Genomic DNA, 24,236 nt, shown 5'->3' with positions numbered 1-24,236 from the left:
GATCCACGGATCGCCTTTCGGATAATTAAATTGCACACAATTCAATTGCTCGCTATTTTTACAGCTTCTCAACTTTCCAGAGTGCGCACCATGAGCGATAACCTGCTGACCATCCCGTGCACCACCATCAAGGGTGAGCAGAAGACCCTGGCCGATTTCGCCGGCAAAGCGGTGCTGGTGGTCAACACTGCCAGCAAGTGCGGCTTCACCCCGCAATACAAGGGTCTTGAAGAGCTCTGGCAGACCTACAAGGATCAGGGGCTGGTGGTGCTGGGCTTTCCGTGCAACCAGTTCGGCAAGCAGGAGCCCGGCAACGAGGGTGCGATCAGCGAGTTCTGTGAGCTCAACTACGGCGTCAGCTTCCCGCTGTTCAAGAAGATTGAAGTAAACGGTAACGGTGCGCATCCGCTGTTCGTGCAGTTGAAGAAGCGTGCGCCGGGGGTACTGGGTTCCCAGGGCATCAAGTGGAACTTCACCAAATTCCTGATCGGCAAGGACGGCCAGTTGGTCAAGCGCTTCGCCCCGGCCACCAAGCCGCAGGATTTGAGCCGTGAGATCGAAGCCCTGCTCAAATGAACGAACTGTCAGCCGATGCGCTGAAGCTCGACAGTCAGTTGTGCTTCAAGCTGTACGCCGCGTCCCGGGCAGTGATTCGTGCCTACAAGCCGATGCTCGATCAGCTTGGCCTGACCTACCCGCAATACCTGGCGATGCTGGTGTTGTGGGAATGGCAGGAAGCGGCGCCTGAACAACCGACCGTCAAGGCGTTGGGTGAGCGTCTGGCGCTGGATTCCGGGACGCTGACGCCACTGCTCAAGCGTCTGGAGCAACTGCAACTGGTGCAGCGCCAACGTTCGGCGCGGGACGAGCGTGAGGTTCACCTGAGCCTCACGCCTCAGGGGCAGGCGCTGCGCGAGCAAGTCGGGCCATTGAAGGACCGGTTGCTGTGCGACAGCGGCGTGGACATGGATCGGCTCAACGAACTGCGCACCGGGCTTGACCATCTGCTGGGGCAAATCAAAGCGTTGTCGTAGTCGGTATCCACTGATCCAGCAGTGCGGCCAGTTCTTCGCGACGAAATGGTTTGGCCAGATAGTCACTCATACCAGCAGCCCGGCAGCGTTCGCGTTCTTCAGACATGGCGTTGGCCGTCAACGCCACGATCGGCAGGTGCGGCCAGCGGCCGCTCTGACGGATTTGCCGGCTCGCTTCGTAGCCATCCATCACCGGCATGTTGCAGTCCATCAGCACCAGATCGAACTCGTGGTATTCCAGTTGATCCAGCGCTTCTGCGCCATGGGCCGCCACCACCACTTCGCAACCGAGTTTACCCAGCATGCCCTTGGCCACCAGTTGGTTGACCGGGTTGTCTTCCACCAGCAACACTCGCCCGCGACGCTGTGACGGCACGCTTTCAAGCCGCCCGCGGTCGATGGTGGTGATGTCCGGTTGCAGGGTTCTGCGCAGATTCTGATACAGCGCATTGCGAGCCAGGGGGCGAGCCTGCTGTTGCAGCGGGGCGAGGGCGGCGGCTTCTTCGCCCGGCAGAAAACTGCCGTAAGCCGTCACCAGCAGAATCGGTGCGGTCATGGTCGGCCGCAGGCCGAACAGGCATTCGGGGCAATCCGTGATGATGATGTCCGGTGACGGGCCGAGCAGTGACGCTTCAATCGTGCGCTGTTCGTACGACAGGCCCCAGACCGGCAACAGACTGCTCAGCAGCTCTGACAGGCCGCTGGCCGCCGTGGTGATGGCAAGCACGCTGCCATGCAGTTGTGCCGGAATGACCGCGCGGGTGTGGCAGGGCAGTGGCAGTTCGGCACAGAACTGGCTGCCGAAACCGACTTCGGAGCTGATCGTCAGTCGCCCCTCCATGGCTTCGCACAGGTTGTAGGTCAGCGCCAGGCCCAGTCCGGTGCCGCCGTACTGGCGGGTAATACCGGCCCCGGCCTGCGTGAACGGCTGGAAAATCTTGACCTGGGCCTCCTGGGCAATGCCGATGCCGGTATCGCATACCTCGATGCGCACGCCATCCTTCCAGGTCGACAAACGCACATCGACCCGACCAAAACGGGTGAACTTCAGGGCGTTGGACAGCAGGTTACTGACGATCTGCCTGACCCGTGTCGGGTCGCCGAGCACCAGCGCCGGAAAGTGCGGATCGATCAGGCACGTCAGCTCGACACTCGGTGCCGCATTCTGCGAAAGCAGGTTGGCGGTGTCTTCGATCAGCGAGCCGAGGTCGAACGGGATCTGTTCCAGCTCCAGTTGCCCGGCATCGAATTTCGACAGGTCGAGAATATCGTTGAGCAACTCCACCAGCACTTTGCCCGAGTCGTGGGCAATGGACAGTTGTTGCTGTTGTTCGCCATTGAGCGGGCCGTCGAGGGACAGCGCGATCATGCCCAGCAGGCCGTTGAGCGGGGTGCGGATCTCGTGGCTCATGTTGGCAAGGAACGCTGAGCGCGCTTCGGCCATGTCCAGTGCAGTGCTGCGAGCGACCTCCAGTTCTTCGTTGGACTGGCTGAGGCGGGCGTTGATCGCTTTGAGTTCGGCGGTGCGCGCCGACACGATATCTTCGAGTTGGGCGAGGTAGTCGGTGAGGCGGTTTTCCGCGGTGCGCCGTTGCTGGATTTCCGTGGCGATGTTCTCGAACTGCTGGTTGGCGACCTTCACCAGCACGCCGATCTCGTCGTTGGCGTGGCCACTCGGACATTCAAGAGTGGTCGGTTCGGCACTGCGCGGATCGCGCCCGCTGAGTTCACGGATCACCCGCACCAGCGGCTTGGTCAGCATCACGTAGAACAGTGCCAGCAGGATGCCGGTCAGAATCAGGCTGCGGGCAAAACCATTGAGCAGCGTGACTTCGGCCCGACGCAGGAAGCGGCTGCCGAAGGCATAGGTGTCGACTTCCAGGCTCAGGGTACCGAGGGATTCGTTGGGCAAGTGGTCGAGATAGAGCCGATCTTCGAACTCGCGTTTGGCGCCGAACAGGAAGTCGCTGATCAACCGATAGCCGCTTTGCAGCTCCGGGCGCTTCACGCTGGCCAGTACCGTCTGATTGTTGTCGGTCAGTTGTGCGGAAATGATGGCCGGCGAGCGCAGCAGGCCCAGCGTGAGTTCCTGGGCCAGCTCGGCATCGATGTTATAGGCGATACGCGAGGCCGGGTTATGGCTGATTTCCAGCAAAGACAGGATTTCACGGTTGATGGACGCGTCTTCACTGGCATAATCGATGCCGATTTGCAGCAGGCTGAGCAGCGTGCCCAGAATGAACCCGACCAGCACGGTAAGCCGGGCCTGTTTGTACGACAGCCGGTGGGTGAATTTGATATCCATGGGGTGTTGAACCACTTCCGTTTCCCTTCGCTGCTCAAGCATAGTCGATCATGTATGGATGCCGTGGTTCCCGAATCGCCTTGTAACAAGGGCCGGGGCGGGTGTCGAACGCTATTGGTCGTCGCTGTATCGCCATCATTACTGTGAACCAGCCCGAGGAGAAGACGTGGATTCCCGATTGAATGCTTTTCTTGAGCGCGCCGAATCGGTTCTGGCGCGGATCGAACCGCTGCTGCCGGCGCCACGCCCGGTCATCGACTGGGGCACTTGCCTGGCCGCACGCTGGCAGCGTGACGGTCGCAGCGGCTATCTGCTGCCGCTGGAAGTCAGCCTAGACATGCGTCTGTCGGACTTGATCGGTGTTGATCGGCAACTGGAGCAATTGGGCCGAAATACCCAACAGTTTCTCGACGGCATGCCGGCCAACCATGCGCTGCTCTGGGGTTCGCGCGGTACCGGTAAATCCTCACTGGTGCGGGCGCTGCTGGCCGAACACGCCAAGGCTGGTCTGCGCCTGATCGAGATCGAGCGCGATCACCTGGCGGATCTGCCGCGGGTGGTGGAGCAGATTGCCAAACTGCCGCAACGATTCGTCCTGTTCTGCGATGACCTGTCGTTCGAATCCGGCGAAGGTGATTACCGCGTGCTGAAAAGCGTGCTGGATGGCTCGCTGGAGCAGGCGCCGGACAACGTGTTGCTGTACGCCACCTCCAACCGTCGCCATCTGGTGCCGGAAAAGGAAAGCGACAACGAAAACTGGAAGCGCGTCGATGGCGAACTGCATCCCAGCGAAGCGGTAGAAGACAAGATCGCGCTGTCGGATCGCTTCGGCTTGTGGCTGTCGTTCTATCCGTTTACCCAGGAACACTTTCTCAATGTCGTCGAGCACTGGATCGGCCAGTTGGCCGCCAAGGCCGGCCTGAGCTGGCAACGTGACGAACAACTGGACATTCTTGCCGTGCGCTGGGCGACCGGCCGTGGCAACCGCAACGGACGTTGCGCGTACCAATTCGCCCGTTACTGGGTGGGACTGAAATTGCTGGAGCACAAGGCATGATTGATTTGCAACAGAGCGGCCAGGGCCTCGAAGGCTATGGCATGTTGGCCGCGCAACTGGAGTCGCTGCTGGCGGACGAACGCGATTTCATCGCCAACGCCGCGCAGTTTTCGGCGTTCCTGTTCAACCAGCTCGATGATCTGAACTGGGCCGGTTTTTACCTCAATCGCAATGAAGAACTGGTGCTCGGCCCGTTCCAGGGCCAGATCGCTTGCGTACGCATTCCGTTCGGTCGCGGTGTGTGTGGCGCGGCGGCGGCCAGTCTGCAGACACAACGGGTCGAAGACGTTCACGCGTTCCCCGGCCACATCGCCTGTGACAGCGCGTCGAACAGCGAACTGGTGGTGCCGCTGGTCAAGGACGGTCGTCTGATCGGTGTGCTCGACCTCGACAGCCCGAAGCTTTCACGTTTCGGTGTAGACGATCAGGCTGGTATCGAACGACTGGCAGCGATCTTCCTGCGCCTGACCGACTGCTGATCACGCCGCAAGCCCCGCCTTGCGCAGCACGCCGGCAGGGTCGACCGCATCGATCTGTTGCGGATCGAGGAAACGACTGGCGTACTGCAGATAAAGGCCTTCGCGAATGAACAGGCCGAACAGTTCGGCATCGATGTGCGCCTCGCGGCACATGGTGGCCATGATCCCCAGCGCTTCGCTGAGGGTCTTGGCCTTTTTGTACGGGCGGTCGGCGGCGGTCAGCGCTTCGAAGATGTCGGCAATCGCCATCATCCGTGCCGGCAGGCTCATTTCTTCACGTCTCAAGCGTTTCGGGTAACCGGTGCCGTCCATTTTTTCGTGATGGCCGCCGGCGATTTCCGCCACGTTGTTCAGATGCCCGGGGAAGGGCAGATGGCTGAGCATCAGAATCGTCTGCACCATGTGATGGTTGATGATGTAACGCTCCTCTCGGGTCAGGGTGCCGCGAGGAATGCTCAGGTTGTACAGCTCGCCGCGGTTGTATTTGTAGCGCGGGACGTCGAGTTTGAACCCCCACGGGTTGTCCTCCGGAATCAGTTCGCTGTCGGCGCGTTCGAGCAGGTGTTCGGGCTTGTCGGACAGTAACTTTTCGCTGACCGGCAGGAGGGGCGCCGATGTGCGTGCCTGACGCCGGTTTTCCTCCCATGAAACGCCCAGGCGGTCATCCAGTGTGCGTGTCCAGGTGCGCTGTGCAATGCCCTCAAGACGCCTAAGATCGGCGTCTGCCATTGCTTCACTACCCAGATTGCAGCGTGCTACGAAACTGAAATCATCATCCAGAGCTGCCAGCGTCGTGTCGCGCAGGTTAGCCAGGTTTCGCTCGTCGCCACCTGACGCCAGGGCTTGCCAGTAGCTGATCCAGGCATCGCGCTTGAGCACTTCGAACCGGGTGCGGATTTCATGAATGCGATCGTTCAGGGTTTCCAGTTTGGTGGCTTTGTCGACGACGTATTCCGGCGTCGTGACCTTGCCGCAGTCGTGCAGCCACGCGGCGATGTGCAAGGCTTCCCATTCGTCCTCACTGGGCTGGTAGTCGCTGAAGGCGGGGGCCTCGCTGGCCGCTGCGGCGTGGGCGAGCATCAGGGTCAGTTCCGGCACGCGTTGGCAATGCCCGCCGGTGTAAGGGCTCTTGGCATCGATGGCGCCGGCGAGCAGTTGAATGAACGCATCGAGCAGTTGTTTCTGTCGGGCTTGCAGGCGCTGGCTTTCGATACTCACCGCCGCCGCACCGGACACCGCTTGCAGGAACGCAATGCGGTCGGGCCGCAGCTTCTCCAGGTCGGCGGGGGTGCCGCTGTCGTTGATCAGCAACACCAGTAATCCGATTGTTTCGTTGTGTTGGTTGTGCAGGCGGATCCCGATCAGGTGGACGCGCGGCGTGTCCATGGCCAGCAGAACCTTTTGCAGGTCGGCGGCCTGTTCGAAGCCGAGGTTGCTCACCACGTTGTCGGCATGCGCCAGTTGCTCGAACCAGGCGGGACCCTGCGCGGTGTCAAGGTTGTGGCCTTGAATGTCGAACGCTGCCAGTGGCTGGGAAGTGCCGTCGACCACGAGCCCGTAAGGCTCCATGCGGTTGCCATCACTTTCACGCAGGTAGATCAGGCCCACCTGGGCCTGGGCAATTTGCACCGTTTCGAACAACACCCGTTGCAGCAGCGGGGCGAACCGGGTTTCGGCGGTCAGGCTGTCGGTGATGCGAAAGAAGCTGGCCAGGGTGTCCTTCATCCGCGCCATCGACAGGCTCAACTGGTCAACCTCCAGCACCGGCGAGCGACGGGTCAGGGGAAAGTTGAAATCGAAGCTGCGGATGGCATCGGCTTCCTTGACCAGTGCATGCAGCGGCTTGACCAGAATTCGCGAGATCAGCCAGCCCAGCGGCAGGCAGAGCAACAGGGTGGCGAGAGTAATCAGCGCACCTTGCCAGCGCATGCGATAGGCATCGACCAGCAACTCGTCCTCTGGTACCAGCAAGGCCATCTGCAAACCTTTCGGGCCGCCTTCCTGCAGACTGCTGCGGGCGACGATCCAGCGTCGTCCGTCAGCCTTCAGCCGATTGCCCTGATGCCCGCCGGACAACAGGGCATTCAGGCTCGGGCTCAAGTCGGCCGCCTTGGCCAGGCGCGCGGTACGATCATCGACGATCAGCCGGCCGCTGTCGGGATACGCCACGGCGTTGCCATCGACGTCGAAGAGGACGATTTCTGTCGCCGGCGTTACAACATGCTTGGTCAGGGTTGCCGATAGCGCGTCGAGGGTCAGATCGGCAGCGATCACGGCATGCTCACCGCTACGCTTGGCGAGGGTCGTGCCGACATTGTGGGTGGAAAAGAACACGTAGGGTTCGGTAGTGATCTGCTCGTTCTGTTTTTGTGCGCCGATGTACCAGCCTCGGCTGCGCGGGTCGTAGGCATCGTCCGGATTGTCGTGTCGACCGACCGGTGATAACGCCTGATCAAAGAACAGCGATTGCGATCTGACGCTGCCATTGGCGTCATGTTCGATGCTCCAGACTTGATACGCCGCCGCGCCCGGAGCTTTCAGCAGCGTTTTGAGTGATGCACCGCGCAATGGGCGCACCATGAAAAAATCGCCGTTGTCGTAACCCAAATACAATGAGGCCAGGTCCGGGTTGTCCGCGAGTGACTGGCTGAATGGCTTGAGCAGCGCCAGGCGTTGTTCGAGGACAAAGGTCTGGGTTCCCGGGTTGTCCGCGAGCAGGCTCAGCAGGTGCCGGATCGGCGAATAGGTCGATTGCAGGTCGACGCGTACATCCTGTTCGATGCGTTCGAACAGTTTCTCGCTGCTTGACAGAATGATCTGTGTTGTCTGGCGGTAATTGAATAGCCCCAGCACGACTCCTGTGAGCAACAGCAGAAAGGTGAACATCACGCTAATGTGCACGTGCAGAGGAAACCGGCGTTGATCCGGACGCAGTGGGCTGGGCATTGCGGGCTCTCCGTGTTGGTAAACACACTGCTCAGCGCTCAAGCATAGTTAAGGCCCGATCGTTATGCTCTGATCAGCCTGCATCAGTTGCTGCTCCAGTGCTTTCTCCAGTTCAAGGATGGCGAGGTTGCTCGCTTTGCAGCGGCGTTGGATCTCGTCAGTCGGCAATGCTTGCAGGCAGGCCTGTTCCAGCGCGTCGCAACTTTCGATCAGGCGTGATGCCTGGGCAATACGCGCTGCACCTTTGATTTTGTGTGCGATCTCGGCCAGTGCCTGGTGATCCCGTTGGGGGGACAATGCCTGCAGATCCTTTCGGTCCAGCCGACTGCTGTCGAGCAGTTCAGTCAGCAGTCGCTGAATCTGGACAGGATTGCCTCCGGTCAGCGACTTCAACCCTTGCAGGTTGAATGCAGGCGCAGGGAACAGCGGCTGGACGCTGTCGACCCACTGGCTCAAGACAATCAGGCTCAGGGGTTTGAACAGGCAGTCGTCCATGCCGGCCTGCTTGCAGCGAAGAATCTCTTCCGGTTGTGCATTGGCCGTAAACCCCAGCACGGTACAGGTCGGACGCCGCATGAGTTTTTCGTGGCGACGGATGGCGCGAGTCAGTTCATAGCCGTTCATGAGGGGCATGTTGCAATCGGCGATGACCAGATCGAATGAACCGTTTTTCCATTGTTCCAGTGCGCTTCGCCCTTCTTCGGCGATGCTGAAGAGATGGCCGAGGAATTCCAGTTGCTGGCACATCAACAGGCGATTGGCCGGGTGGTCGTCGACTACCAGAACATTCAGGGGGGTGAGAGCGGTCTTGATCTGCGGTTCGTGTTTCGGACCGGTCACTTCAGCGGGCAGGGTGGCCAGTGGCAGCGACACACTTACTTGTGTGCCGACCCCGGGCTGGCTGCTCAGTTGCAGTTGGCCACCCATCATTTCGCAGAGGCTACGACTGATGACCAGTCCAAGTCCCGCACCACTGATTGCCCGATCCTTTCCATGGCGGGCCTGGGTGAAAGGTTCGAACAGACGCCGCTGATCTTCGGCGCAGATACCGATGCCGCTGTCCTGAACGGTCAGATGCACTTGCGAGCATTCGGGAACCTCGCTGGCCAGAAGTTCAAGGGTGATTCTGACCTGGCCTTTGTTGGTGAACTTGATGGCATTGCTGATCAGGTTCGACAGCACCTGCTTGAAGCGCAAGGGGTCCAGGTGCACGTCGACGTTAAGTTCGGGAGGGGAGACGTGCACGATCAAGGCCAGCCGTTTCTGTCGGGCCAGGCCTTCGAAAATCCGGGTCGCCGAGCCGACAGTTTCAATGAGATTGACCCGTTCGGGACTCAGGCTCAGGCGTCCGGATTCGATCCGGGCGATATCCAGTATGTCGCCGATCAAGCCCAACAGGTCCTTGGCCGAGCTGTAGGCGGTTTCGATGCTGGAGCGGTCCGGATGCATTTTGTCCATGCGCTTGAGCGTCAGCTCCAGCATGCCGATCACTGCGTTCATCGGGGTACGGATTTCGTGGCTCATGGTTGCCAGGAAGGTACTCTTGGCCCGGTTGGCTTCATCCGCACGCTCCTTGGCGGTGCGCAGTTCGTCGAGCAGTTCATGACGTTCACTGATGTCGATCCAGCCGCCGATGACTCCCTGGACATCGCCACTGGAGTCGCGATACGGCAGTATCCAGTGATAGATGGTCAGTCGCCGGTTGCCGATATGCAAAGGCCGGTCTTGCACGAGTGGCTTACCCTCGGACGCTACCCGGTGATAGTCGGCCTGAAAGGCTCTGGCTTCGGAAGCGTTGTTGAGCGCACCTTCCATCACATTCTTGCCAATGACATCTTCGCGTCTGGCGTTGAAGGCCTCAAGGTAACTGTCGTTGCAGCTTTGCAGCAGGCCCTGTCTATCACGCACATAGATCGGATGAGGGGTGCCGTTGAGCAACGAACGCATGAATTCCAGTTGATCATTCAACGCGCGTTCGGCCGACTGGCGTTGTTTGATCTGGCGGCGCATGTAGGCATTCCAGAGCATCGACAACAGCAAGAGCAGGCCGGCGCCTCCGATCACCTGATAGAACAAGCGTCGATAATGGTGCCAGGTGCCCTGTGAAAGGTTTGAGTAACCCCGCCAGCGACCATTGATGATCCCCAGTTCTTCGGGCGTTGTGCTCATCAGCGCCTTGTCGATGATCGAGCCCAGCTCCGTGCTGTCCCGGGCCGTTGCCAGGGAAAAGGCTGCCTGCCGCGTGCCAATCGTGGTGGTGATCTGCAACGGCTGTTCGAAGATGTGTGAGGCGATGAAGTAATTGGCAATCACCAGCGAGTTCACCGCCCCCTCGACCTGGCCTTCGTCGAGCAGTGCCACGGCACTGAAGGTGTCCGGTGTTTCGATCAACTGAATGCGCGGAAACTCGTGGCGCAGGTACTCGATCATCGGATTGCCCTGGGCGATGGCTAGGCGTTTGCGCTTGAGCTGGCCCAGATGCGTCGGACTGTCCGCCGCCTTGCGCGTCAACAGAACGTAGGAGTTTTCAAGGTAGGGGCGGCTGAATTTCAGGGTTTTCTCTCGCTGAGCGGTAGGTAGCAGAGCGGCGATCAGGTCGGCCTGATGGTTCTCGATCTGCTTGATCATCTCGGCGTCGCTGCGGCTGCGACGAATTTCGAAGCGCAGGCCGGTGCGCAACCGGATGAGTTCGAGCAGGTCGGCGCTGATGCCGCGAAAATTGCCGTCCGTGTCGAAGAACGTCAGAGGAGCAAAGGCCTCGTTGACGACCACGCTCACCACCGGATTCTTTTTCAGCCATTGTTCTTCGCGATGGGTCAGTTGCAGTTTCTGGTCGGTCAGCAAGGTGTCGCTGCCGGCACTCCAGCGTTTGGCAATAGTCTCGCGCTCGCTGCCCGGGACGGCTTTGAGCACACTATCGATGATGCCCAGCAGATGAGGATTGTCACGGCGCACGGCGAAGCTGAAACCGTGGGCTTCGTGTTTGCCGAAATTGGCCATCCGGATGTTGTTCAGGTAACCCTTGCTGATCATGTAGTGGGTGGAAATGGTGTCACCGAGAAACACGTCTGCCTGATCGAAAGCGACCGCGTTGATTGCGTTCTGGTAAGACGGATAGGACGTGATCAACGCTTTTGGATAGAGGGACTTGACCTCGTCCAGCGGCAGGTAGTGATACAGCATACTCAGCCGCATACCGGCCAGCCCATCGCTCAGTGACCGGGTTTCGCCCTCGCGGGTCACCAATACCGGTTGATCGACGGCGTAGGGGGCGGACAGCATGATGTGGGCATTTTCCGCTTCCAGCCCGTTGGACGTTCCGAGCATGTCGATATTGCCATCGATCAATGCTCGTATCGCGGCGTCTCGCGTGGCATAGCGCTTTACCCGGATCGGTAGGCCGGTTGCCTGGCCCACGAGTCCGGCGTAGTCAGCTGTGAAGCCTTCGTAGTCGTGGCCGCTGGCTGTCATGTCAAAAGGCGGATAGTCGGGAGCTGATGTACCCAGAATCAGTTCTTTGCGACCGTGCAGCCAATCCCGTTGCGAGTATTCAAGTGAAACTGGCAGCAACTTGCTGGTCGAACGGTTAAGCAGGGTCAGGTCTTGCGAGGTGATGGGCGTGGCATTTACATGAACGCTCAATCCAAGGTACGCACTCACTACAATCAGACAATTCTTTAAACGGCTGGGCATGTTGGCTCTCACACGAGTGCGTTACGTTTGGCCATTTCGATTAGTTCTACAAGGGATTTGGCCTTGAGTTTCTGCATTAGCCGTTTCTTGTAAGTGCTGACGGTTTTGTTGCTGAGGAACATGCCTTTGGCGATTTCCTTGTTTGTGCGGCCTTGGGCAAATAGTTGCAATACCATCAGTTCCCGGTCATTGACGGACTTGAAAAGTTCCAGTTCCGCATAGCGAACATCATCATTGCGAGCGGGATTCAGAGCCTGGCTGGGGAAATAGTTGTAACCGGAAAGTACTGCCTTGATGGCGCTGACCAGTTCACTCAGGTCTTCCTGCTTGCATACGTAACCCGATGCGCCGGACTGCATGCAGCGAATGCCGAACAGCGTCGGACACTGTGCGGTCAGTATCAATGTCTTGAACGGGGAACTCATGGCATTGAAGCGAGCGAGGACTTCCAGGCCATCCAGCTTCGGAATGCTGATGTCGAGAATGATCAGGTCAGGCGCGCACTCTCGAACCATTTGCATGGCATCGACCCCATTATCGGTTTCACCGACGACCTTGTAGCCCTCATGTTCCAATAACATTCGAACGGCAAGACGAATAACCGGATGATCGTCGACAATAAAAACGGAGTTCATAATAAAGTCCCATGCGAGCGCGAATAAAGGGCGCACCTTAGCTCAGATGAATGAGCGGTCGCATGAACTGATAGTGCTTCATCGGCAATCTAGGATTAATCCTACAAATAAAGAAGAACAGTACTACGTGTTAACTAGTTTTGACGTAGGTAGAGGGAGTGGGGCGTTAATTGGATTTCTTCAAAGGAGCGCAGTGTATTGCTGAAAAGCCTGGCTGTTTAATATTTATCGAACATTAATACTTCTTCGGTTTTTTGTTTCGATGATGCTTCGCGACATTCGGACGATGCCTATGTGAGTGAGGGTGGAACCTGCAACAGACCCTGGCCCGAATCTGTTTTGTGTGCTGCGTGGATCGTGGGATCGTGCCCGACCGATCAATGCCTGACCGATCGGGCTACGAAGCATCAATGACTGGAGCGCCCCGTCATTTCCAGGGCCATGTCACTGGCGTAACTGTCAGTCATGCCCGCGATGAAGTCGATCATGCGTAGGAACGATGTGTGCAACGGGCCGTGTGGATCCGGCGCATTGTTACCCAACAAATCGAGGATTCTGCGGCTCTTGAACGACGGCGTACGGCCGTTGTGCTGTTCCAGAGCCGCGCCGCAAAACGCGTTGAGAAGAATTTCCAGTGTCGTGTAGGCACCAATCTCGTGCAGCGTCTTGCGCTTGTCCTGGAAGATCTTCCGGCGGGCGATGTCTTTTGCATTCAAGACACAGCGTTTGGCCGGGCCGTGCATATGCTCCACGAGATCCCCGTGCAGCGTTCCCGCCAGCAGCGCGTCCTGCTGCTCGACGAAGGCCCGGGCGGCGGCGTTGGTCAGGTGCTCGATGGCCTTGCCCCGTAGGATCGCCAGTTTGCGCCGGCGCGAATCCTGCGGGCCCAACTGTCGATAGGTTTCCGGCAGATCGTCGCCGACCAGACCCAGCAACAGCGACTCGACTTCGGCGTAATCCAGCAGCTCCATCTCCAGGCCATCTTCCAGATCGATCAGCGCATAGCAGATGTCATCCGCGGCCTCCATCAGATACACCAGTGGATGGCGTGCCCAGCGCTGCTCTTCGAGTTGCGGCAGACCCAGTTTGTGGGCGATCTGTTCCAGCAGTGGCAACTCGCTCTGATAGCAGCCGAATTTGTGTTTCTTGTAGCCCAGGGAGTCGGCGTGACGCGCGGTCCACGGGTACTTGAGGTAGGTGCCGAGGGTCGCGTAGGTCAGCCGGGTGCCACCGTCGAACTGGTGATATTCCAATTGCGTGAGGACCCGGAAACCTTGGGCATTACCCTCGAAGTTCAGGAAGTCACCGCGCTCGGCGTCACTCATCGCATCCAGCCAGCCGCGCCCCGCAGCCTGCTGGAACCAGTGACGAATGGCGTCTTCACCGGAATGGCCAAACGGCGGATTGCCGATGTCATGGGCCAGGCAGGCGGACTGGACGACCATGCCCAGATCGCTCGGCTCGCACCACTCTGGCAGGTCGCGACGCAGGGTTTCACCGACGCGCATGCCCAGCGAACGACCGACGCAGCTGACTTCCAGCGAGTGGGTCAGTCGCGTGTGAATGTGGTCGTTGCTCGACACGGGATGCACCTGGGTCTTGCGTCCCAGGCGGCGAAAGGCGCCAGAGAAAATGATGCGGTCATGGTCTTTGTGGAACGGGCTGCGCCCGAGTTCCTGCGGGCTGTGCAGAGGCTTGCCGAGACGTTCGCGGTTGAGCAGGGTTTGCCAATCCAAGGCTGATTCTCTCCGTCGGGTGACTGGTGCCCTAGCTTCCCGGTTCGAGCGGGTGTCTGCAAGCGCAACTACAGTCCGGCGGCATCAATGTCGATCAACAGCAGGCGTTCGCCATTGTCGAAGAATTGCCCGGCGGTCAGGCAATACTGGTTGCTGGTGGCATCGCGGTAGGTGTTGGAGAGCGTCAGCCGCCGTTCTTCCCAGCCTTCGGCCAGCAGGTGGTAGAAATAGGGGCGCCACGACCAGTTGTGCCCCAGATAGCGGTTGTCGGCGACCCAGCCGCTTTGGCGCCATTCCAGATTCGGGGTTAGTTGCGTGCCCTGACGGTCGCACTGATAAAACCGCAGCAACCACGGAAAGGCATCAAGTTGCGGCAAGGCGCTGAGCGGCGCGCGAGCCTGGGCCCAGGTCTGCAGGATCGTCATCAACTCGCCGAGCTGTTGGCGCATGGCCATCAACTTGCCTCGCTCATTGAGCTTCTGCTTCACATAGGATTGGCGCAGTTCAGCGAAGCGCTGGACGAACGCATCCGTCGCAAAAAAAGCCTCCTGCGCCTGGGCGAACAGAAAACCCTGTACGTAGCGTGAACCACACTCCAGCGCGAAATTCAGCTGCGCTTCGGTCTCCACGCCTTCAGCGATGATCCAGCAGCCGGTTTTTTCGGCCATCTGTGCCAGCGCCTTGACCACATCGCTGCTCGGGCCGCCGAGCGCGGCGGCCTGAAACAGGCGCATGTCGAGCTTGAGGATGTCCGGTTGCAATGCGAGCACACGATCAAGTTGTGAATACCCGGCGCCGAAATCGTCGATCGCGATTCGCGCCCCGGCATCGCGATAGCGTGCGACCACTTCAGACAGACGCTCACTGTTGCCGCCCAGTTCAGTGATCTCGAAGACAATCCGCTGCGGGTCGACGCCATGCCGGGCGAGTTGTTTCAGGCTGGGAAGCGCCTGATCGGCGCGCAGACGGCTGATCCAGCGCGGTGACATGTTCAGGCTGAGAAACCAGTCTGGCGGTGCTTCGTGAAATCGGCTCAGTGCATTGTCACGAATCTGCCGGTCGAGACGGCGCAAGGCGGTAGCGGGCGTTCGTGGGTCGGCGAATAACGGCCCGACCGAAGTCAGTTGTCCATGCGCCTGGCGCAGTCGACCCAGAGCCTCGACGCCTGCAATGCGTCCGGTGGCGGTATCGATGAAAGGCTGAAAGCAGGCGAGCGGTTGCCCGTCGATCACGGGGCCTCCTTGGTCATTGTTGTTCTGGTGGGGTCCTGCCTGCCGGGTAGGCAAACGGGATTGAATCTCCGGGTGAAGAGATTCAATCCCGCCAGCAGTGCAAGAATGCAGCCAGATGTGCAGCTCAGCGTTTACCCGAGTTCTGCATGACCAGTTTGATCAGCGGGGCGAGGCTGGTGCCGAGGCGGATCAACCGGCTCAGGCCGCCGATGCCACCGCTTTTCGCACCTTTGCCGGTCAGGAACCCCAGTAGTGTCACGGCGGCTACGCCCCATAACGGCGCATGTTTGATGCCGAAACCGTCCTGCAGGTTCTGCGTCATGCCGCGCATGCGTTGCAAGGGCTGCAGCATTTGGCCGGTTTCGTGACGGATTTCCTGGCGATGCATTTCCATGCGCAGACGGATCAGGGCCTTGCGCATTTCCTGGCGCGAGCTGTTGCGCGGAAGTTCAGGAAGGCTCATGGCAGCAGGCGCTCCCGGTCGTTGGCCAGTTCTTCCAGGGTACCGTGGAAGGGCGAGGACTCATCGAAGATCGCAGCCTTGAGGCGCAATGCGCAGAAGATCGCCGCCAGGGTGTAGAACACGCACAGGCCGACGATCGCGGCGAGACGATACGTGTCCCAGAACACGATCAGGACGAGGGTCGACAGGCCGACCAGCAACAGCAATGCAAACACCAGCGCCAGGCCTGCAAACAGCAACAGGCTGACGGTGCGTGCTTTCTGCTCCTGCAGTTCGATGCCGAACAGTTCGACATGACTGTGCAACAGACCAAGGACGGCTGCACCCAGGCGCCGCGTGGAAGAGGCAGTGCCCGCAGTCGGGCCGGATTCACCGATCGACATGATCAGCGCCGCGTGGCCAGCAGGCCAATCAGAAAGCCCACACCCGCCGCGATACCCACGGATTGCCACGGGTTGGCCGACACATAATCTTCGGTGGCGGTGACCGCAGCCTGGCCGCGCTCGCGCAGAGTGTCTTCGGTCAGCTTCAGGGTTTCTCGCGCACGCAGCAGACTTTCGTGGATCTGTTCGCGCAATTCGTCAGCCTGATCACCGGCCAGCGTGGCGGTGTGTTCCAGCAACCGTTCGGTGTCGCTGACCAGGGTCTGGAAGTCGTTCATCAGGATTTCTTGAGCAGTCTTTGCCTTGGTGCTGGCCATTGGGAATCTCCGTAAGTGGCGGTCTGAAGCGGCTTCTGAAACTTTCGAGTATGAGCCTTGCGTGAAGGTTCATTACAAATGACTGGTACATCTTTTGCTGTGTCGTGGTGCGTCATCCGGCAGCAGTGCGCTGTTGTCGGGCGCGAAGCCGGGAAATCATAGCCCGGATGACACGGGTTCAGCTCAGGACATCGACCTCGTGCGCCAAAGCGGTTCACCGGCTCCATGGGGGTCATGACTGCGCGGTCGCAACTTGGTGCGTGAAATGTCTGCATGAACCGCTTTGGTGCCTTTTTCAGCCTTGGGTCTGCCTCTTCATGGAAAATCTGCAAAGCGCTGTGGATACGCTCGTTCATAGTTCCAACACGTTGTTCATTCTGATCGGTGCGGTCATGGTGCTGGCCATGCACGCCGGTTTCGCCTTTCTGGAGGTCGGAACGGTTCGCCAGAAGAATCAGGTGAACGCTCTGTCGAAGATTCTCAGCGACTTCGCCGTATCGACCCTGGCCTATTTCTTTATAGGCTATTGGATTTCATACGGGGTGACGTTTCTGCAACCGGCGGCGGTGCTCAGTGCCGATCATGGTTACGGGCTGGTGAAGTTTTTCTTCCTCCTGACGTTCGCAGCGGCGATTCCGGCGATCATTTCCGGCGGCATTGCCGAGCGGGCGCGGTTCGTTCCGCAGCTGTGCGCGACGGCATTGATTGTGGCGTTCATCTATCCGTTTTTCGAGGGGATGATCTGGAACGGCAACTACGGTCTGCAAGCCTGGCTGACCGCGCGATTCGGCGCCCCGTTCCATGATTTCGCCGGCTCCGTGGTGGTTCACGCCATGGGTGGCTGGCTGGCGCTGGCGGCGGTGCTGTTGCTGGGCCCGCGCAACGGCCGCTATCGCGATGGCCGGTTGGTGGCGTTCGCGCCGTCGAGCATTCCGTTTCTGGCGCTGGGCTCGTGGATCCTGATCGTCGGCTGGTTCGGCTTCAACGTGATGAGCGCGCAAACCTTGCAGGGCGTCAGTGGCCTGGTGGCGGTCAATTCGTTGATGGCGATGGTGGGAGGTACCGTGGCGGCGTTGATCGTCGGACGCAATGACCCGGGCTTTCTGCACAACGGTCCGCTGGCCGGTCTGGTGGCGGTGTGTGCCGGATCCGACCTGATGCATCCGGTGGGCGCGCTGGTCACCGGTGCGATTGCCGGTGCCCTGTTTGTCTGGTGCTTCACGGCCGCGCAAGTCAAATGGCGGATCGACGACGTGCTGGGTGTCTGGCCGTTGCACGGCTTGTGTGGCGTGTGGGGTGGCATCGCCTGCGGGATCTTCGGTTCGAGCGCGTTGGACGGACTCGGTGGCGTCAGCCTGATCAGCCAGTTGATCGGCACGGCATCGGGCGTGCTGGTGGCGCTGGTCGGTGGCTTTGCCGTCTACGGCTCGATCAAGGCACTGCATGGTCTGCGCCTGAGTCAGGAACAGGAGTATTACGGCGCTGACCTGTCGCTGCACAAGATTGGCGCGGTAAGTCAGGATTAGGTCTCCTCATCAGCGGCCCCGGGATAAAAGCCGTGAAGCAGGCGATAACGGTCGGCGCGCACCTGATCGACTTTCTCCTGCACCTGGTGCGCAGGAAACCCCAATAGGACCAAGGCATGCGAACCGAGCATCAGGCTCGACTCCAGCAGTTCCGGCACCACCTCGCTGGCGCCGGCTGCTTTCAGCTCGGCCGACTGGCTGTCGTCCCGGGTGCGCACCAGGATCGGCACTTTCGGGTTGAGGCGCCGGGCCTCATTGAGAACCCGCAAGGCCACGTCGGCTTGATCCACGGCAATCACCAGCAACCTCGCGCGCAGCAAACCGACGGCGGTCAACAGATCGCCGCGTGTTGAATCTCCGTAGTGGACGTCGCGTTCGGCGGTGGCGGCTTCCTGTATCCGCACCGGATCGTTGTCCAGTGCGATGTAGGTTTGCCCGGCATTGCGCATGATGCGCCCGATGGATTGACCGACACGGCCGTAACCACAGATCACCACATGCCCTTCCAACCCGGCATTGAGGGCACTGATTTCCTCGATCTGCGCTTCCTGATTGGGTTTGCGGTGCAGAGCGGCGGCGATGCGTGGTGCGGCACGCAGCATCAGCGGCGTCAGCAGCATCGAGCAAAACGTGGCGGCCAGCAGCAGGGCGCCGAGTTCGGCGGGGAGCAATCGGGTCTGCTGCATCTGGGCCATCAGGGCGAAACAGAACTCACCGCCCTGAGCCAGTGCCAGGCCGCTGCGCCACGCGGTCTCATTGTCGTTGCCGCGCCATTTCACCAGCAGCGCCACCACTGAACCCTTGATCACCAGCAAACCCAGGGTCATCGCAATAATCAGCACGCTGTGGCTGGCGAACAATTGCAGGTCGATCAGCATGCCGATGCTGACGAAGAACAGGCCGAGCAAGATGTCGCGGAACGGCCGGATATCGGCCTCGATCTGATGCCGATAATGGCTTTCCCCCAGCAGCATGCCGGCCAGGAAGGCGCCGAGGGCAGGGGACAGGCCGAGCAGGTGAGTCAGCCATGCCGTGAGCAACACGATGACCAGCGCCAACAGTACGAACAGCTCGGCCGAGCGCGATGCCGCCACCTCCTGGAACAGGCGTGGCAACAGCCAGCGACTGGCCAGCAGCAAGCCGATGAACAGCAAGACAGTCTTGAGCAGTGTCAGCGGCAACGCCCAATACCAGGCTTGATCGCTGCTGCCGGCGAAGACGGGCACCAGCGTCAGCAACAACACGGCTACCACGTCCTGAAACAACAGGACGCCCACTGCGTTCTGGCCGTGGCTGCTGAAGATTTCGCCGAGGCTGCCCAGTTCCTTGGTGACGATCGCCGTGGAAGAAAGCGACAGACCCGCGCCGAGCAGCAGCGCCGGGGTGAGAGGCATGCCCAGCAGCATCAGCACACTTCCCAACAGCGCTGAACTGACCAGTACCTGTTGGCTGCCCAGACGAAAAACCACCTGACGCAGGGCGATCATTTTCGACAGGGAGAATTCCAGCCCCAGGGAAAACAGCAGAAATACCACGCCCAACTCTGCAAGGTCCGGTAGATGCTCGCTCTCGTTGATCCAGTCGAACGCCTTCGGTCCGACCATCAGCCCGACGCACAGATAGCCCAGCACCGGTGGCAGGCGCAGGCGGCGGAACAGGGCAATCATCACCAGTGACGAGGCAAGAATGATCAACAGATTGGCAAACACAAAACACTCCGGCGGCAGGGTCAGGCTCTTCAAGCGTAGAGGCAAAAAACACCGGAGCATGGTGTAAAACACATTTGTGCGGGCTGATTTGAGTCAGGGTTTTGCGAGGACAGCCCCGCTCAACGGCTTGAGGTCTCTGGTGGGTCGACGGGTTCACAGGTCAGGCCTAAAATGGCCAATCAAAATTTGGGATTGAACGCGCATGCTTCCTGAATGCCAGTTGTTCGGTACCCTGGGGTGCCATCTGTGTGAAGTCGCTGAAGCCGAGCTGATGCCGTTTGTCGAGCATGGCCTGCTAGTGGAACTGGTGGACATTGCTGACGATGAGTCCTGGTTCGAAGCTTATAGCCTGCGGATTCCTGTGCTGCGCCGGGTTGATACCGGGGCGGAACTGGGCTGGCCGTTCAGCGCCGATCAGGTTGTGGCATTTCTGCGTTAATCCTTTCCCTCGACGCTGTCTGGCCATTCATCGAGACGGTTATCGAACCTTGGCACTCTGGGGTTTATTCGGTTACTGTATGTTCATACAGTAAATGGGTGAGCTCGTCGTGCTGTGCCCCTTTGGGGCGATAAGCAGGGCAGTCAGGACGTCAGAGGGATGAACCGTGGTCAATGTCGAACAGTTGAAAAGCAGCGTGAACCGGATGTCGGTTGACGTAGTGCGCGAAGCCGTCCACGAATTGCGCCTGGACGGTCTGGTCACGGAGGGCAAGACGCCGTTCAACAAGCTGCATTTCAATACCTGTTTTGCCGAGATCGAGGCGTTGTTCCAGCGCGCCGGCTATCACAAGCAGCTGGATGTGGTGGGTTATCAGGGCTTGTTGTACGCGTTGTACGATCCGGGCCGCTGGGAGGCTGTCGATGTGTTGCGCTGGCTGAAGGAATTCACCGAGGCAGCGGCCCTCAAATCGATCCCTGCCTGATTCTGCGCTAGGTCTGCTGCGCCCCGTGTTGGATAATGCCGCTCTGCTTTGAGGGTTCGAGTTCTCCGTATGTCCAGCACACCTACATTTTCCGCCGCACAGAATCAGGCCAGCACGCTTTATCTGCCTCCCGGCGACTGGCGGACAGTGTTCGATTGTCTATGTGATCACTTCAGTGCCATCGGACGCGCTCAATGGCTGGACCGGATTGCCCGAGGTCGGGTGCTGGATGGTGAAGGCCAGCCAATTGCGCTGGACTTGCCGTACAAGGAAGGCCTGCGTATCCATTACTTTCGCGAAGTGCCGGATGAAAAGCCGATTCCGGTGGTCGAGTCGATTCTCTACGCGGACGAGCATCTGGTCGTCGCAGACAAACCCCACTTCCTGCCGGTGACGCCAGCGGGGGAATACGTGGAGCAAACGCTGCTGCGCCGGTTGATTCGCCGACTGGACAATCCGCACCTGGTGCCGCTGCACCGGATTGACCGGCATACCGCCGGGTTGGTAATTTTTTCGGCCAACCCGCAGACGCGTTCGGCGTATCAGTCATTGTTCCCGACACGGCAAATCGAAAAACGCTACGAAGCCATCGCTGCTGCATTGCCGGGGCTGGATTTTCCATTGGTACACAAGAGCCGTATGGTCGATGGCGAGCCTTTTTTCCGCATGCAGGAAGCTCCCGGTGTCAGCAACACCGAAACGGCAGTGGAAGTGCGCGAAAGGAACGGTGACCTCTGGCGCTACGGCCTGTATCCGGTGACCGGCAAGAAGCATCAGTTGCGGGTACACATGACGGCGCTGGGCGCGAGCATCTGCAACGATCCGTTCTACCCTCAGGTTCTGAAGGACGTTGAGGATGATTACGCCAAACCGCTGAAGCTGCTGGCGCAGGGGTTGCGGTTCATCGATCCAGTCACTAGGCAGGAGCGCGAATTTGAAAGCCGGATCACGCTGGACTGGTGATTATCACCGTTGGCCACTTTCTTGCGCCCACGAAAAAGCCCGCATCATGCGGGCTTTTCTATATCTGGATCTGGCGTCGCTTACAGCTCTTTAACGGTGCGAACCTGATCTTTGTTGATGCGAGTATGCTTGCCGTCCAGTTGTTCGAATTCGTAGAAGCCCGAATCCTTGTCGTATTTAGGCGAGTCGACAGCCTGGATTTCGCGACCGTCATTCAAGGTGATCACCGTTGGCGAAGCGCAACCGGCGAGGGTGGCCAGGCCCAGAGCGAGCATGAAAGTGGCGAGAGTCCGTTGAGTCATGTGTTTGTCTCCGAAGGGAATTCTTTTGGTTACTGAGCTTGTAGACGTATGCAAGGCGTGAGAGTTCCTTGAATGCGGTCAGTCTGACACAGTGTTATGAGAGCTTAACAGTTCCGGGGTATTGAGATTGGCCAGCCGTGGGTCGTTGTCCGGGCAAATCAGGGCCTGGGCGCCAAGGCTGCGCATGAGCCGGCCAGGGCTGCGCTCCCCCTCATGCCAGGCCTCTTCGAATGCGGGCAGAAGCGCCACGGGAATCACGCAAAGCAGCGGTTCCCAGTGCTCGTCGTGACGCAGCATCAACGGGTTTTCAGGTTGCAGGCTCGCGGTCTCGCGCATGCTCTGCAACAGGGGAAGGTCGATTAGCGGTACGTCGCATGGCAATACCAGCAGATGCGTATGGTGGGCGGCTCGCAAGCCTGCACGAATACCGGCCAATGGCCCGGGAAAATTTTCCTCGTCATCCGAGACCAATTGATCGGCAAAGGGTGCATAGCGTTCGCGATTGCGGTTGCAGGAAATGATCAGGTCGTCGGTCAGCGGACGAACCTTGCGCTGCAAATGAGCGATCAGTGGTTCCCCTTGCCATTCGATCAGTCCTTTGTCCTGACCACCCATGCGCTGGCCTCGTCCACCGGCCAGCAACAGGACGGAACAGGGCGGCAATCGGGTATTGGAAGTCATGGCAACTCTCCGCAGGTTCGGCGAAAAAATGGGGCGCTGTGATATAACACCGGGCTGTTTCTCCTACAACTGGATGAGCCTATGAAAGCCAAGGCTGATGTACCTTTCGCACCGCTCAATATCGCGGTATTGACGGTCAGCGACACTCGTACCCTGGAAACCGATACCTCCGGCCAGGTCTTCGTCGACCGATTGACCGCAGCCGGTCACAACCTGGCGGAGCGGGTATTGCTCAAAGATGACCTGTACAAAATCCGTGCGCAAGTCGCCCACTGGATTGCCGAAGACGTCGTGCAGGTGGTGCTGATCACCGGGGGCACAGGCTTTACTGGTCGCGACAGTACACCCGAAGCCGTTGCGTGCCTGCTCGACAAGCAAGTCGATGGTTTTGGTGAGCTGTTCCGCCAGATCTCGGTTGCCGATATCGGCACCTCCACTGTGCAGTCCCGTGCCCTGGCAGGGTTGGCCAACGGTACGCTGGTCTGCTGTCTGCCGGGCTCGACCAACGCGGTTCGTACCGGTTGGGATGGCATCCTGGCTGAGCAACTGGATTCGCGGCACCGTCCATGCAATTTCGTCCCTCATCTGAAACAGGCGGCTCCCTGTGTATCCCGCGGGTAAGCCTGGAAAGGCCGGAAGCCTGATGCCGGTCGAGGTGGCCCTGGCGCGTCTGCTGGACATGGCTGACGCCTCGCGGATTGTCGAATCAGAGTATCTGCCATTGGCGCAGGTCGAGGGGCGGGTGTTGGCGCAGGATCTGGTTTCGACGCTGGATCTGCCGCCATGGCCCAACAGTGCCATGGACGGTTATGCCTTGAGCCTGGCCGACTGGACTGGTGAGCCGATGCCGGTCAGTCAGAAGGTTTTTGCCGGTCAGGCGCCTGAACCGCTGGAGCCGGGCACCTGCGCCCGTATCTTTACGGGGGCGCCCGTTCCGCCGGGCGCCGATTGCGTCGAGATGCAGGAAAACGCCGTGATCGAAGCTGACGAACGAGTGCGGTTCATCGAGACCATGGTGTCCGGCCAGAACATCCGCCCGCAGGGGCAAGAAACTACAGTGGGTGAGTTGATCCTGTCTGCGGGAACCCGGCTCGGTCCGATCGAGCAAGGGCTGGCTGCGTCTTTGGGCTGCGCCGGCCTTGATGTGGTCCGCAAGATCCGCGTGGCAGTGTTGTCCACTGGCGATGAGTTGGTCGAACCGGGAACGGCACTGGGCCCGGGACAGATTTACAACAGCAACCGGGTGGTGCTGTGCAGCTGGCTGCAGCGTTTGGGTTGTGAAGTGCTGGATGCCGGGATTCTTCCGGATGACTTGTCCATCACCCGCGCACGTCTTGAGGCGCTCAAGGAAGCCGACTTGATACTGTCGACCGGTGGCGTATCGGTTGGGGAAGCGGACTTCCTCGGCGTTGCGCTGAGGGAAGAGGGTGAGCTGACACTGTGGAAGCTGGCGATCAAACCCGGGAAGCCTTTGACTGTAGGTCATTTCCGCGATGTTCCGGTCATCGGTCTGCCCGGCAACCCGGCGTCGACCCTGGTGACGTTTGCCTTGTTGACCAAGCCCTATTTGCTGCGTCGTCAGGGGGTGCAGGATGTCGAGCCACTCAAGTTTCCAGTTCCGGCTGGATTCGTCTGGCCCCAGGCCGGCAATCGGCGTGAATTCCTGAGGGGACGTCTGGAGCAGGGACAGGCAACGATCTACCGCAACCAGAGTTCGGGCGTTTTGCGTAGCGCCGCTTGGGCTGATGGATTGGTAGAGGTGCAGGAGGGGCGCACCCTGACTCAGGGAGACATGGTGCCCTTCATTCCCATGAGTGAACTTCTCGGCTGATCATTGAAATGCAGGCTCGTC

The 24,236-nt window shown here is 59.6% G+C and carries 22 protein-coding genes; 10 read left to right on the top strand and 12 right to left on the bottom strand.

Annotation, left to right across the window (positions count from 1 at the left end; all coding sequences use genetic code 11):
- Positions 1 to 90 precede the first annotated feature (90 nt).
- Both NH234_RS21165 and NH234_RS21160 read left to right on the top strand, forming a co-directional pair.
- Positions 91 to 576 (top strand): glutathione peroxidase, encoded by a 486-nt coding sequence (locus NH234_RS21165; protein ID WP_085730592.1) that lies wholly within the window; start codon positions 91 to 93, stop codon positions 574 to 576.
- The gene (locus NH234_RS21160) at positions 573 to 1,034 is read left to right on the top strand and encodes a MarR family winged helix-turn-helix transcriptional regulator (RefSeq protein WP_367254211.1); all 462 of its coding nucleotides are present in this window, start codon (positions 573 to 575) and stop codon (positions 1,032 to 1,034) included. The genes NH234_RS21165 and NH234_RS21160 overlap by 4 nt, the downstream gene beginning before the upstream one ends.
- Here the strand turns inward: NH234_RS21160 and NH234_RS21155 are convergent.
- Positions 1,018 to 3,339 (bottom strand): response regulator, encoded by a 2,322-nt coding sequence (locus tag NH234_RS21155; RefSeq protein WP_085730594.1) that lies wholly within the window; start codon positions 3,337 to 3,339, stop codon positions 1,018 to 1,020. The two genes, NH234_RS21160 and NH234_RS21155, sit on opposite strands and share 17 nt — an antisense overlap.
- 166 nt (positions 3,340 to 3,505) lie before the next feature.
- Between NH234_RS21155 and NH234_RS21150 the strand changes: the two genes are divergently transcribed.
- The gene (locus tag NH234_RS21150) at positions 3,506 to 4,396 is read left to right on the top strand and encodes an ATP-binding protein (RefSeq protein ID WP_192561900.1); all 891 of its coding nucleotides are present in this window, start codon (positions 3,506 to 3,508) and stop codon (positions 4,394 to 4,396) included.
- The gene (locus NH234_RS21145) at positions 4,393 to 4,875 is read left to right on the top strand and encodes a GAF domain-containing protein (RefSeq protein ID WP_085730596.1); all 483 of its coding nucleotides are present in this window, start codon (positions 4,393 to 4,395) and stop codon (positions 4,873 to 4,875) included. The genes NH234_RS21150 and NH234_RS21145 overlap by 4 nt, the downstream gene beginning before the upstream one ends.
- Here the strand turns inward: NH234_RS21145 and NH234_RS21140 are convergent, their stop codons facing one another.
- The 8 genes from NH234_RS21140 to NH234_RS21105 form a co-directional block, all read right to left on the bottom strand.
- Positions 4,876 to 7,821, bottom strand: coding sequence for an HD domain-containing phosphohydrolase (locus NH234_RS21140; RefSeq protein WP_367254209.1), 2,946 nt, complete (start codon positions 7,819 to 7,821; stop codon positions 4,876 to 4,878).
- A 48-nt stretch (positions 7,822 to 7,869) separates the two neighbouring features.
- Positions 7,870 to 11,514 (bottom strand): transporter substrate-binding domain-containing protein, encoded by a 3,645-nt coding sequence (locus NH234_RS21135; protein WP_367254207.1) that lies wholly within the window; start codon positions 11,512 to 11,514, stop codon positions 7,870 to 7,872.
- Between the two features lie 8 nt (positions 11,515 to 11,522).
- Positions 11,523 to 12,149: a response regulator transcription factor gene (locus NH234_RS21130; protein ID WP_085730599.1), complete on the bottom strand. Its 627-nt coding sequence runs from the start codon at positions 12,147 to 12,149 to the stop codon at positions 11,523 to 11,525.
- A 407-nt stretch (positions 12,150 to 12,556) separates the two neighbouring features.
- A complete protein-coding gene (locus tag NH234_RS21125; RefSeq protein ID WP_085730600.1) occupies positions 12,557 to 13,885 on the bottom strand; it encodes a deoxyguanosinetriphosphate triphosphohydrolase in 1,329 nt (442 codons plus the stop codon).
- A gap of 68 nt (positions 13,886 to 13,953) precedes the next feature.
- Positions 13,954 to 15,117, bottom strand: coding sequence for an EAL domain-containing protein (locus tag NH234_RS21120; protein ID WP_085730601.1), 1,164 nt, complete (start codon positions 15,115 to 15,117; stop codon positions 13,954 to 13,956).
- 124 nt (positions 15,118 to 15,241) lie between these two features.
- Positions 15,242 to 15,580: a hypothetical protein gene (locus tag NH234_RS21115; RefSeq protein ID WP_367254204.1), complete on the bottom strand. Its 339-nt coding sequence runs from the start codon at positions 15,578 to 15,580 to the stop codon at positions 15,242 to 15,244.
- Complete coding sequence (locus tag NH234_RS21110; RefSeq protein WP_085730603.1) at positions 15,577 to 15,963, bottom strand: phage holin family protein; 387 nt, start codon at positions 15,961 to 15,963, stop codon at positions 15,577 to 15,579. The genes NH234_RS21115 and NH234_RS21110 overlap by 4 nt, the downstream gene beginning before the upstream one ends.
- Before the next feature lie 2 nt (positions 15,964 to 15,965).
- The gene (locus tag NH234_RS21105) at positions 15,966 to 16,280 is read right to left on the bottom strand and encodes a YqjD family protein (protein ID WP_085710739.1); all 315 of its coding nucleotides are present in this window, start codon (positions 16,278 to 16,280) and stop codon (positions 15,966 to 15,968) included.
- Between the two features lie 317 nt (positions 16,281 to 16,597).
- Between NH234_RS21105 and NH234_RS21100 the strand changes: the two genes are divergently transcribed.
- Positions 16,598 to 17,806 (top strand): ammonium transporter, encoded by a 1,209-nt coding sequence (locus NH234_RS21100; protein ID WP_367254201.1) that lies wholly within the window; start codon positions 16,598 to 16,600, stop codon positions 17,804 to 17,806.
- Here the strand turns inward: NH234_RS21100 and NH234_RS21095 are convergent.
- Complete coding sequence (locus tag NH234_RS21095; protein ID WP_367254199.1) at positions 17,803 to 19,515, bottom strand: cation:proton antiporter; 1,713 nt, start codon at positions 19,513 to 19,515, stop codon at positions 17,803 to 17,805. The genes NH234_RS21100 and NH234_RS21095 overlap by 4 nt on opposite strands.
- 202 nt (positions 19,516 to 19,717) lie before the next feature.
- Between NH234_RS21095 and NH234_RS21090 the strand changes: the two genes are divergently transcribed.
- The 3 genes from NH234_RS21090 to NH234_RS21080 all read left to right on the top strand — a co-directional run bounded on the left by NH234_RS21090 (position 19,718) and on the right by NH234_RS21080 (position 21,401).
- The gene (locus tag NH234_RS21090) at positions 19,718 to 19,954 is read left to right on the top strand and encodes a glutaredoxin family protein (RefSeq protein WP_007955734.1); all 237 of its coding nucleotides are present in this window, start codon (positions 19,718 to 19,720) and stop codon (positions 19,952 to 19,954) included.
- 166 nt (positions 19,955 to 20,120) lie between these two features.
- Positions 20,121 to 20,438 carry a transcriptional regulator gene (locus NH234_RS21085; RefSeq protein ID WP_085730606.1) on the top strand — a complete coding sequence of 106 codons (318 nt, stop codon included), beginning with the start codon at positions 20,121 to 20,123 and terminating at the stop codon, positions 20,436 to 20,438.
- Positions 20,439 to 20,507: 69 nt separating this feature from the next.
- Positions 20,508 to 21,401, top strand: coding sequence for a pseudouridine synthase (locus tag NH234_RS21080; protein WP_367254197.1), 894 nt, complete (start codon positions 20,508 to 20,510; stop codon positions 21,399 to 21,401).
- Between the two features lie 80 nt (positions 21,402 to 21,481).
- Here the strand turns inward: NH234_RS21080 and NH234_RS21075 are convergent, their stop codons facing one another.
- Together NH234_RS21075 and mobA are read right to left on the bottom strand one after the other, a co-directional pair.
- The gene (locus tag NH234_RS21075) at positions 21,482 to 21,703 is read right to left on the bottom strand and encodes a YgdI/YgdR family lipoprotein (protein ID WP_085730608.1); all 222 of its coding nucleotides are present in this window, start codon (positions 21,701 to 21,703) and stop codon (positions 21,482 to 21,484) included.
- 78 nt (positions 21,704 to 21,781) lie between these two features.
- Entirely contained in the window at positions 21,782 to 22,384 is a 603-nt protein-coding gene (mobA, locus tag NH234_RS21070) for a molybdenum cofactor guanylyltransferase MobA (protein ID WP_085730609.1), read from the bottom strand.
- A gap of 81 nt (positions 22,385 to 22,465) precedes the next feature.
- On the opposite strand from mobA, the gene moaB reads away from it, so the two are divergent.
- Positions 22,466 to 23,005, top strand: a complete 540-nt coding sequence (gene moaB, locus NH234_RS21065; protein ID WP_367254195.1) for a molybdenum cofactor biosynthesis protein B — start codon at positions 22,466 to 22,468, stop codon at positions 23,003 to 23,005.
- Positions 22,989 to 24,215, top strand: coding sequence for a gephyrin-like molybdotransferase Glp (glp, locus tag NH234_RS21060; RefSeq protein ID WP_085730611.1), 1,227 nt, complete (start codon positions 22,989 to 22,991; stop codon positions 24,213 to 24,215). The genes moaB and glp overlap by 17 nt, the downstream gene beginning before the upstream one ends.
- The last annotated feature ends 21 nt before the right edge of the window (positions 24,216 to 24,236 follow it).

It is taken from the genome of Pseudomonas sp. stari2, from assembly GCF_040760005.1.
In the GTDB taxonomy this organism is placed as follows: Bacteria; Pseudomonadota; Gammaproteobacteria; order Pseudomonadales; family Pseudomonadaceae; genus Aquipseudomonas.
Note: the sequence above shows the minus strand (reverse complement) of the source record. Positions and strands in the feature narration are given on the sequence as shown.

Coding starts and splice junctions, on each gene's coding strand:
- NH234_RS21165 (WP_085730592.1), top strand. CDS start 91: ATGAGCGATAACCTGCTGACCATCCCGTGCACCACCATCAAGGGTGAG.
- NH234_RS21160 (WP_367254211.1), top strand. CDS start 573: ATGAACGAACTGTCAGCCGATGCGCTGAAGCTCGACAGTCAGTTGTGC.
- NH234_RS21155 (WP_085730594.1), bottom strand. CDS start 3,339: ATGGATATCAAATTCACCCACCGGCTGTCGTACAAACAGGCCCGGCTT.
- NH234_RS21145 (WP_085730596.1), top strand. CDS start 4,393: ATGATTGATTTGCAACAGAGCGGCCAGGGCCTCGAAGGCTATGGCATG.
- NH234_RS21140 (WP_367254209.1), bottom strand. CDS start 7,821: ATGCCCAGCCCACTGCGTCCGGATCAACGCCGGTTTCCTCTGCACGTG.
- NH234_RS21135 (WP_367254207.1), bottom strand. CDS start 11,514: ATGCCCAGCCGTTTAAAGAATTGTCTGATTGTAGTGAGTGCGTACCTT.
- NH234_RS21130 (WP_085730599.1), bottom strand. CDS start 12,149: ATGAACTCCGTTTTTATTGTCGACGATCATCCGGTTATTCGTCTTGCC.
- NH234_RS21115 (WP_367254204.1), bottom strand. CDS start 15,580: ATGAGCCTTCCTGAACTTCCGCGCAACAGCTCGCGCCAGGAAATGCGC.
- NH234_RS21110 (WP_085730603.1), bottom strand. CDS start 15,963: ATGTCGATCGGTGAATCCGGCCCGACTGCGGGCACTGCCTCTTCCACG.
- NH234_RS21105 (WP_085710739.1), bottom strand. CDS start 16,280: ATGGCCAGCACCAAGGCAAAGACTGCTCAAGAAATCCTGATGAACGAC.
- NH234_RS21100 (WP_367254201.1), top strand. CDS start 16,598: ATGGAAAATCTGCAAAGCGCTGTGGATACGCTCGTTCATAGTTCCAAC.
- NH234_RS21090 (WP_007955734.1), top strand. CDS start 19,718: ATGCTTCCTGAATGCCAGTTGTTCGGTACCCTGGGGTGCCATCTGTGT.
- NH234_RS21080 (WP_367254197.1), top strand. CDS start 20,508: ATGTCCAGCACACCTACATTTTCCGCCGCACAGAATCAGGCCAGCACG.
- NH234_RS21075 (WP_085730608.1), bottom strand. CDS start 21,703: ATGACTCAACGGACTCTCGCCACTTTCATGCTCGCTCTGGGCCTGGCC.
- mobA (WP_085730609.1), bottom strand. CDS start 22,384: ATGACTTCCAATACCCGATTGCCGCCCTGTTCCGTCCTGTTGCTGGCC.
- moaB (WP_367254195.1), top strand. CDS start 22,466: ATGAAAGCCAAGGCTGATGTACCTTTCGCACCGCTCAATATCGCGGTA.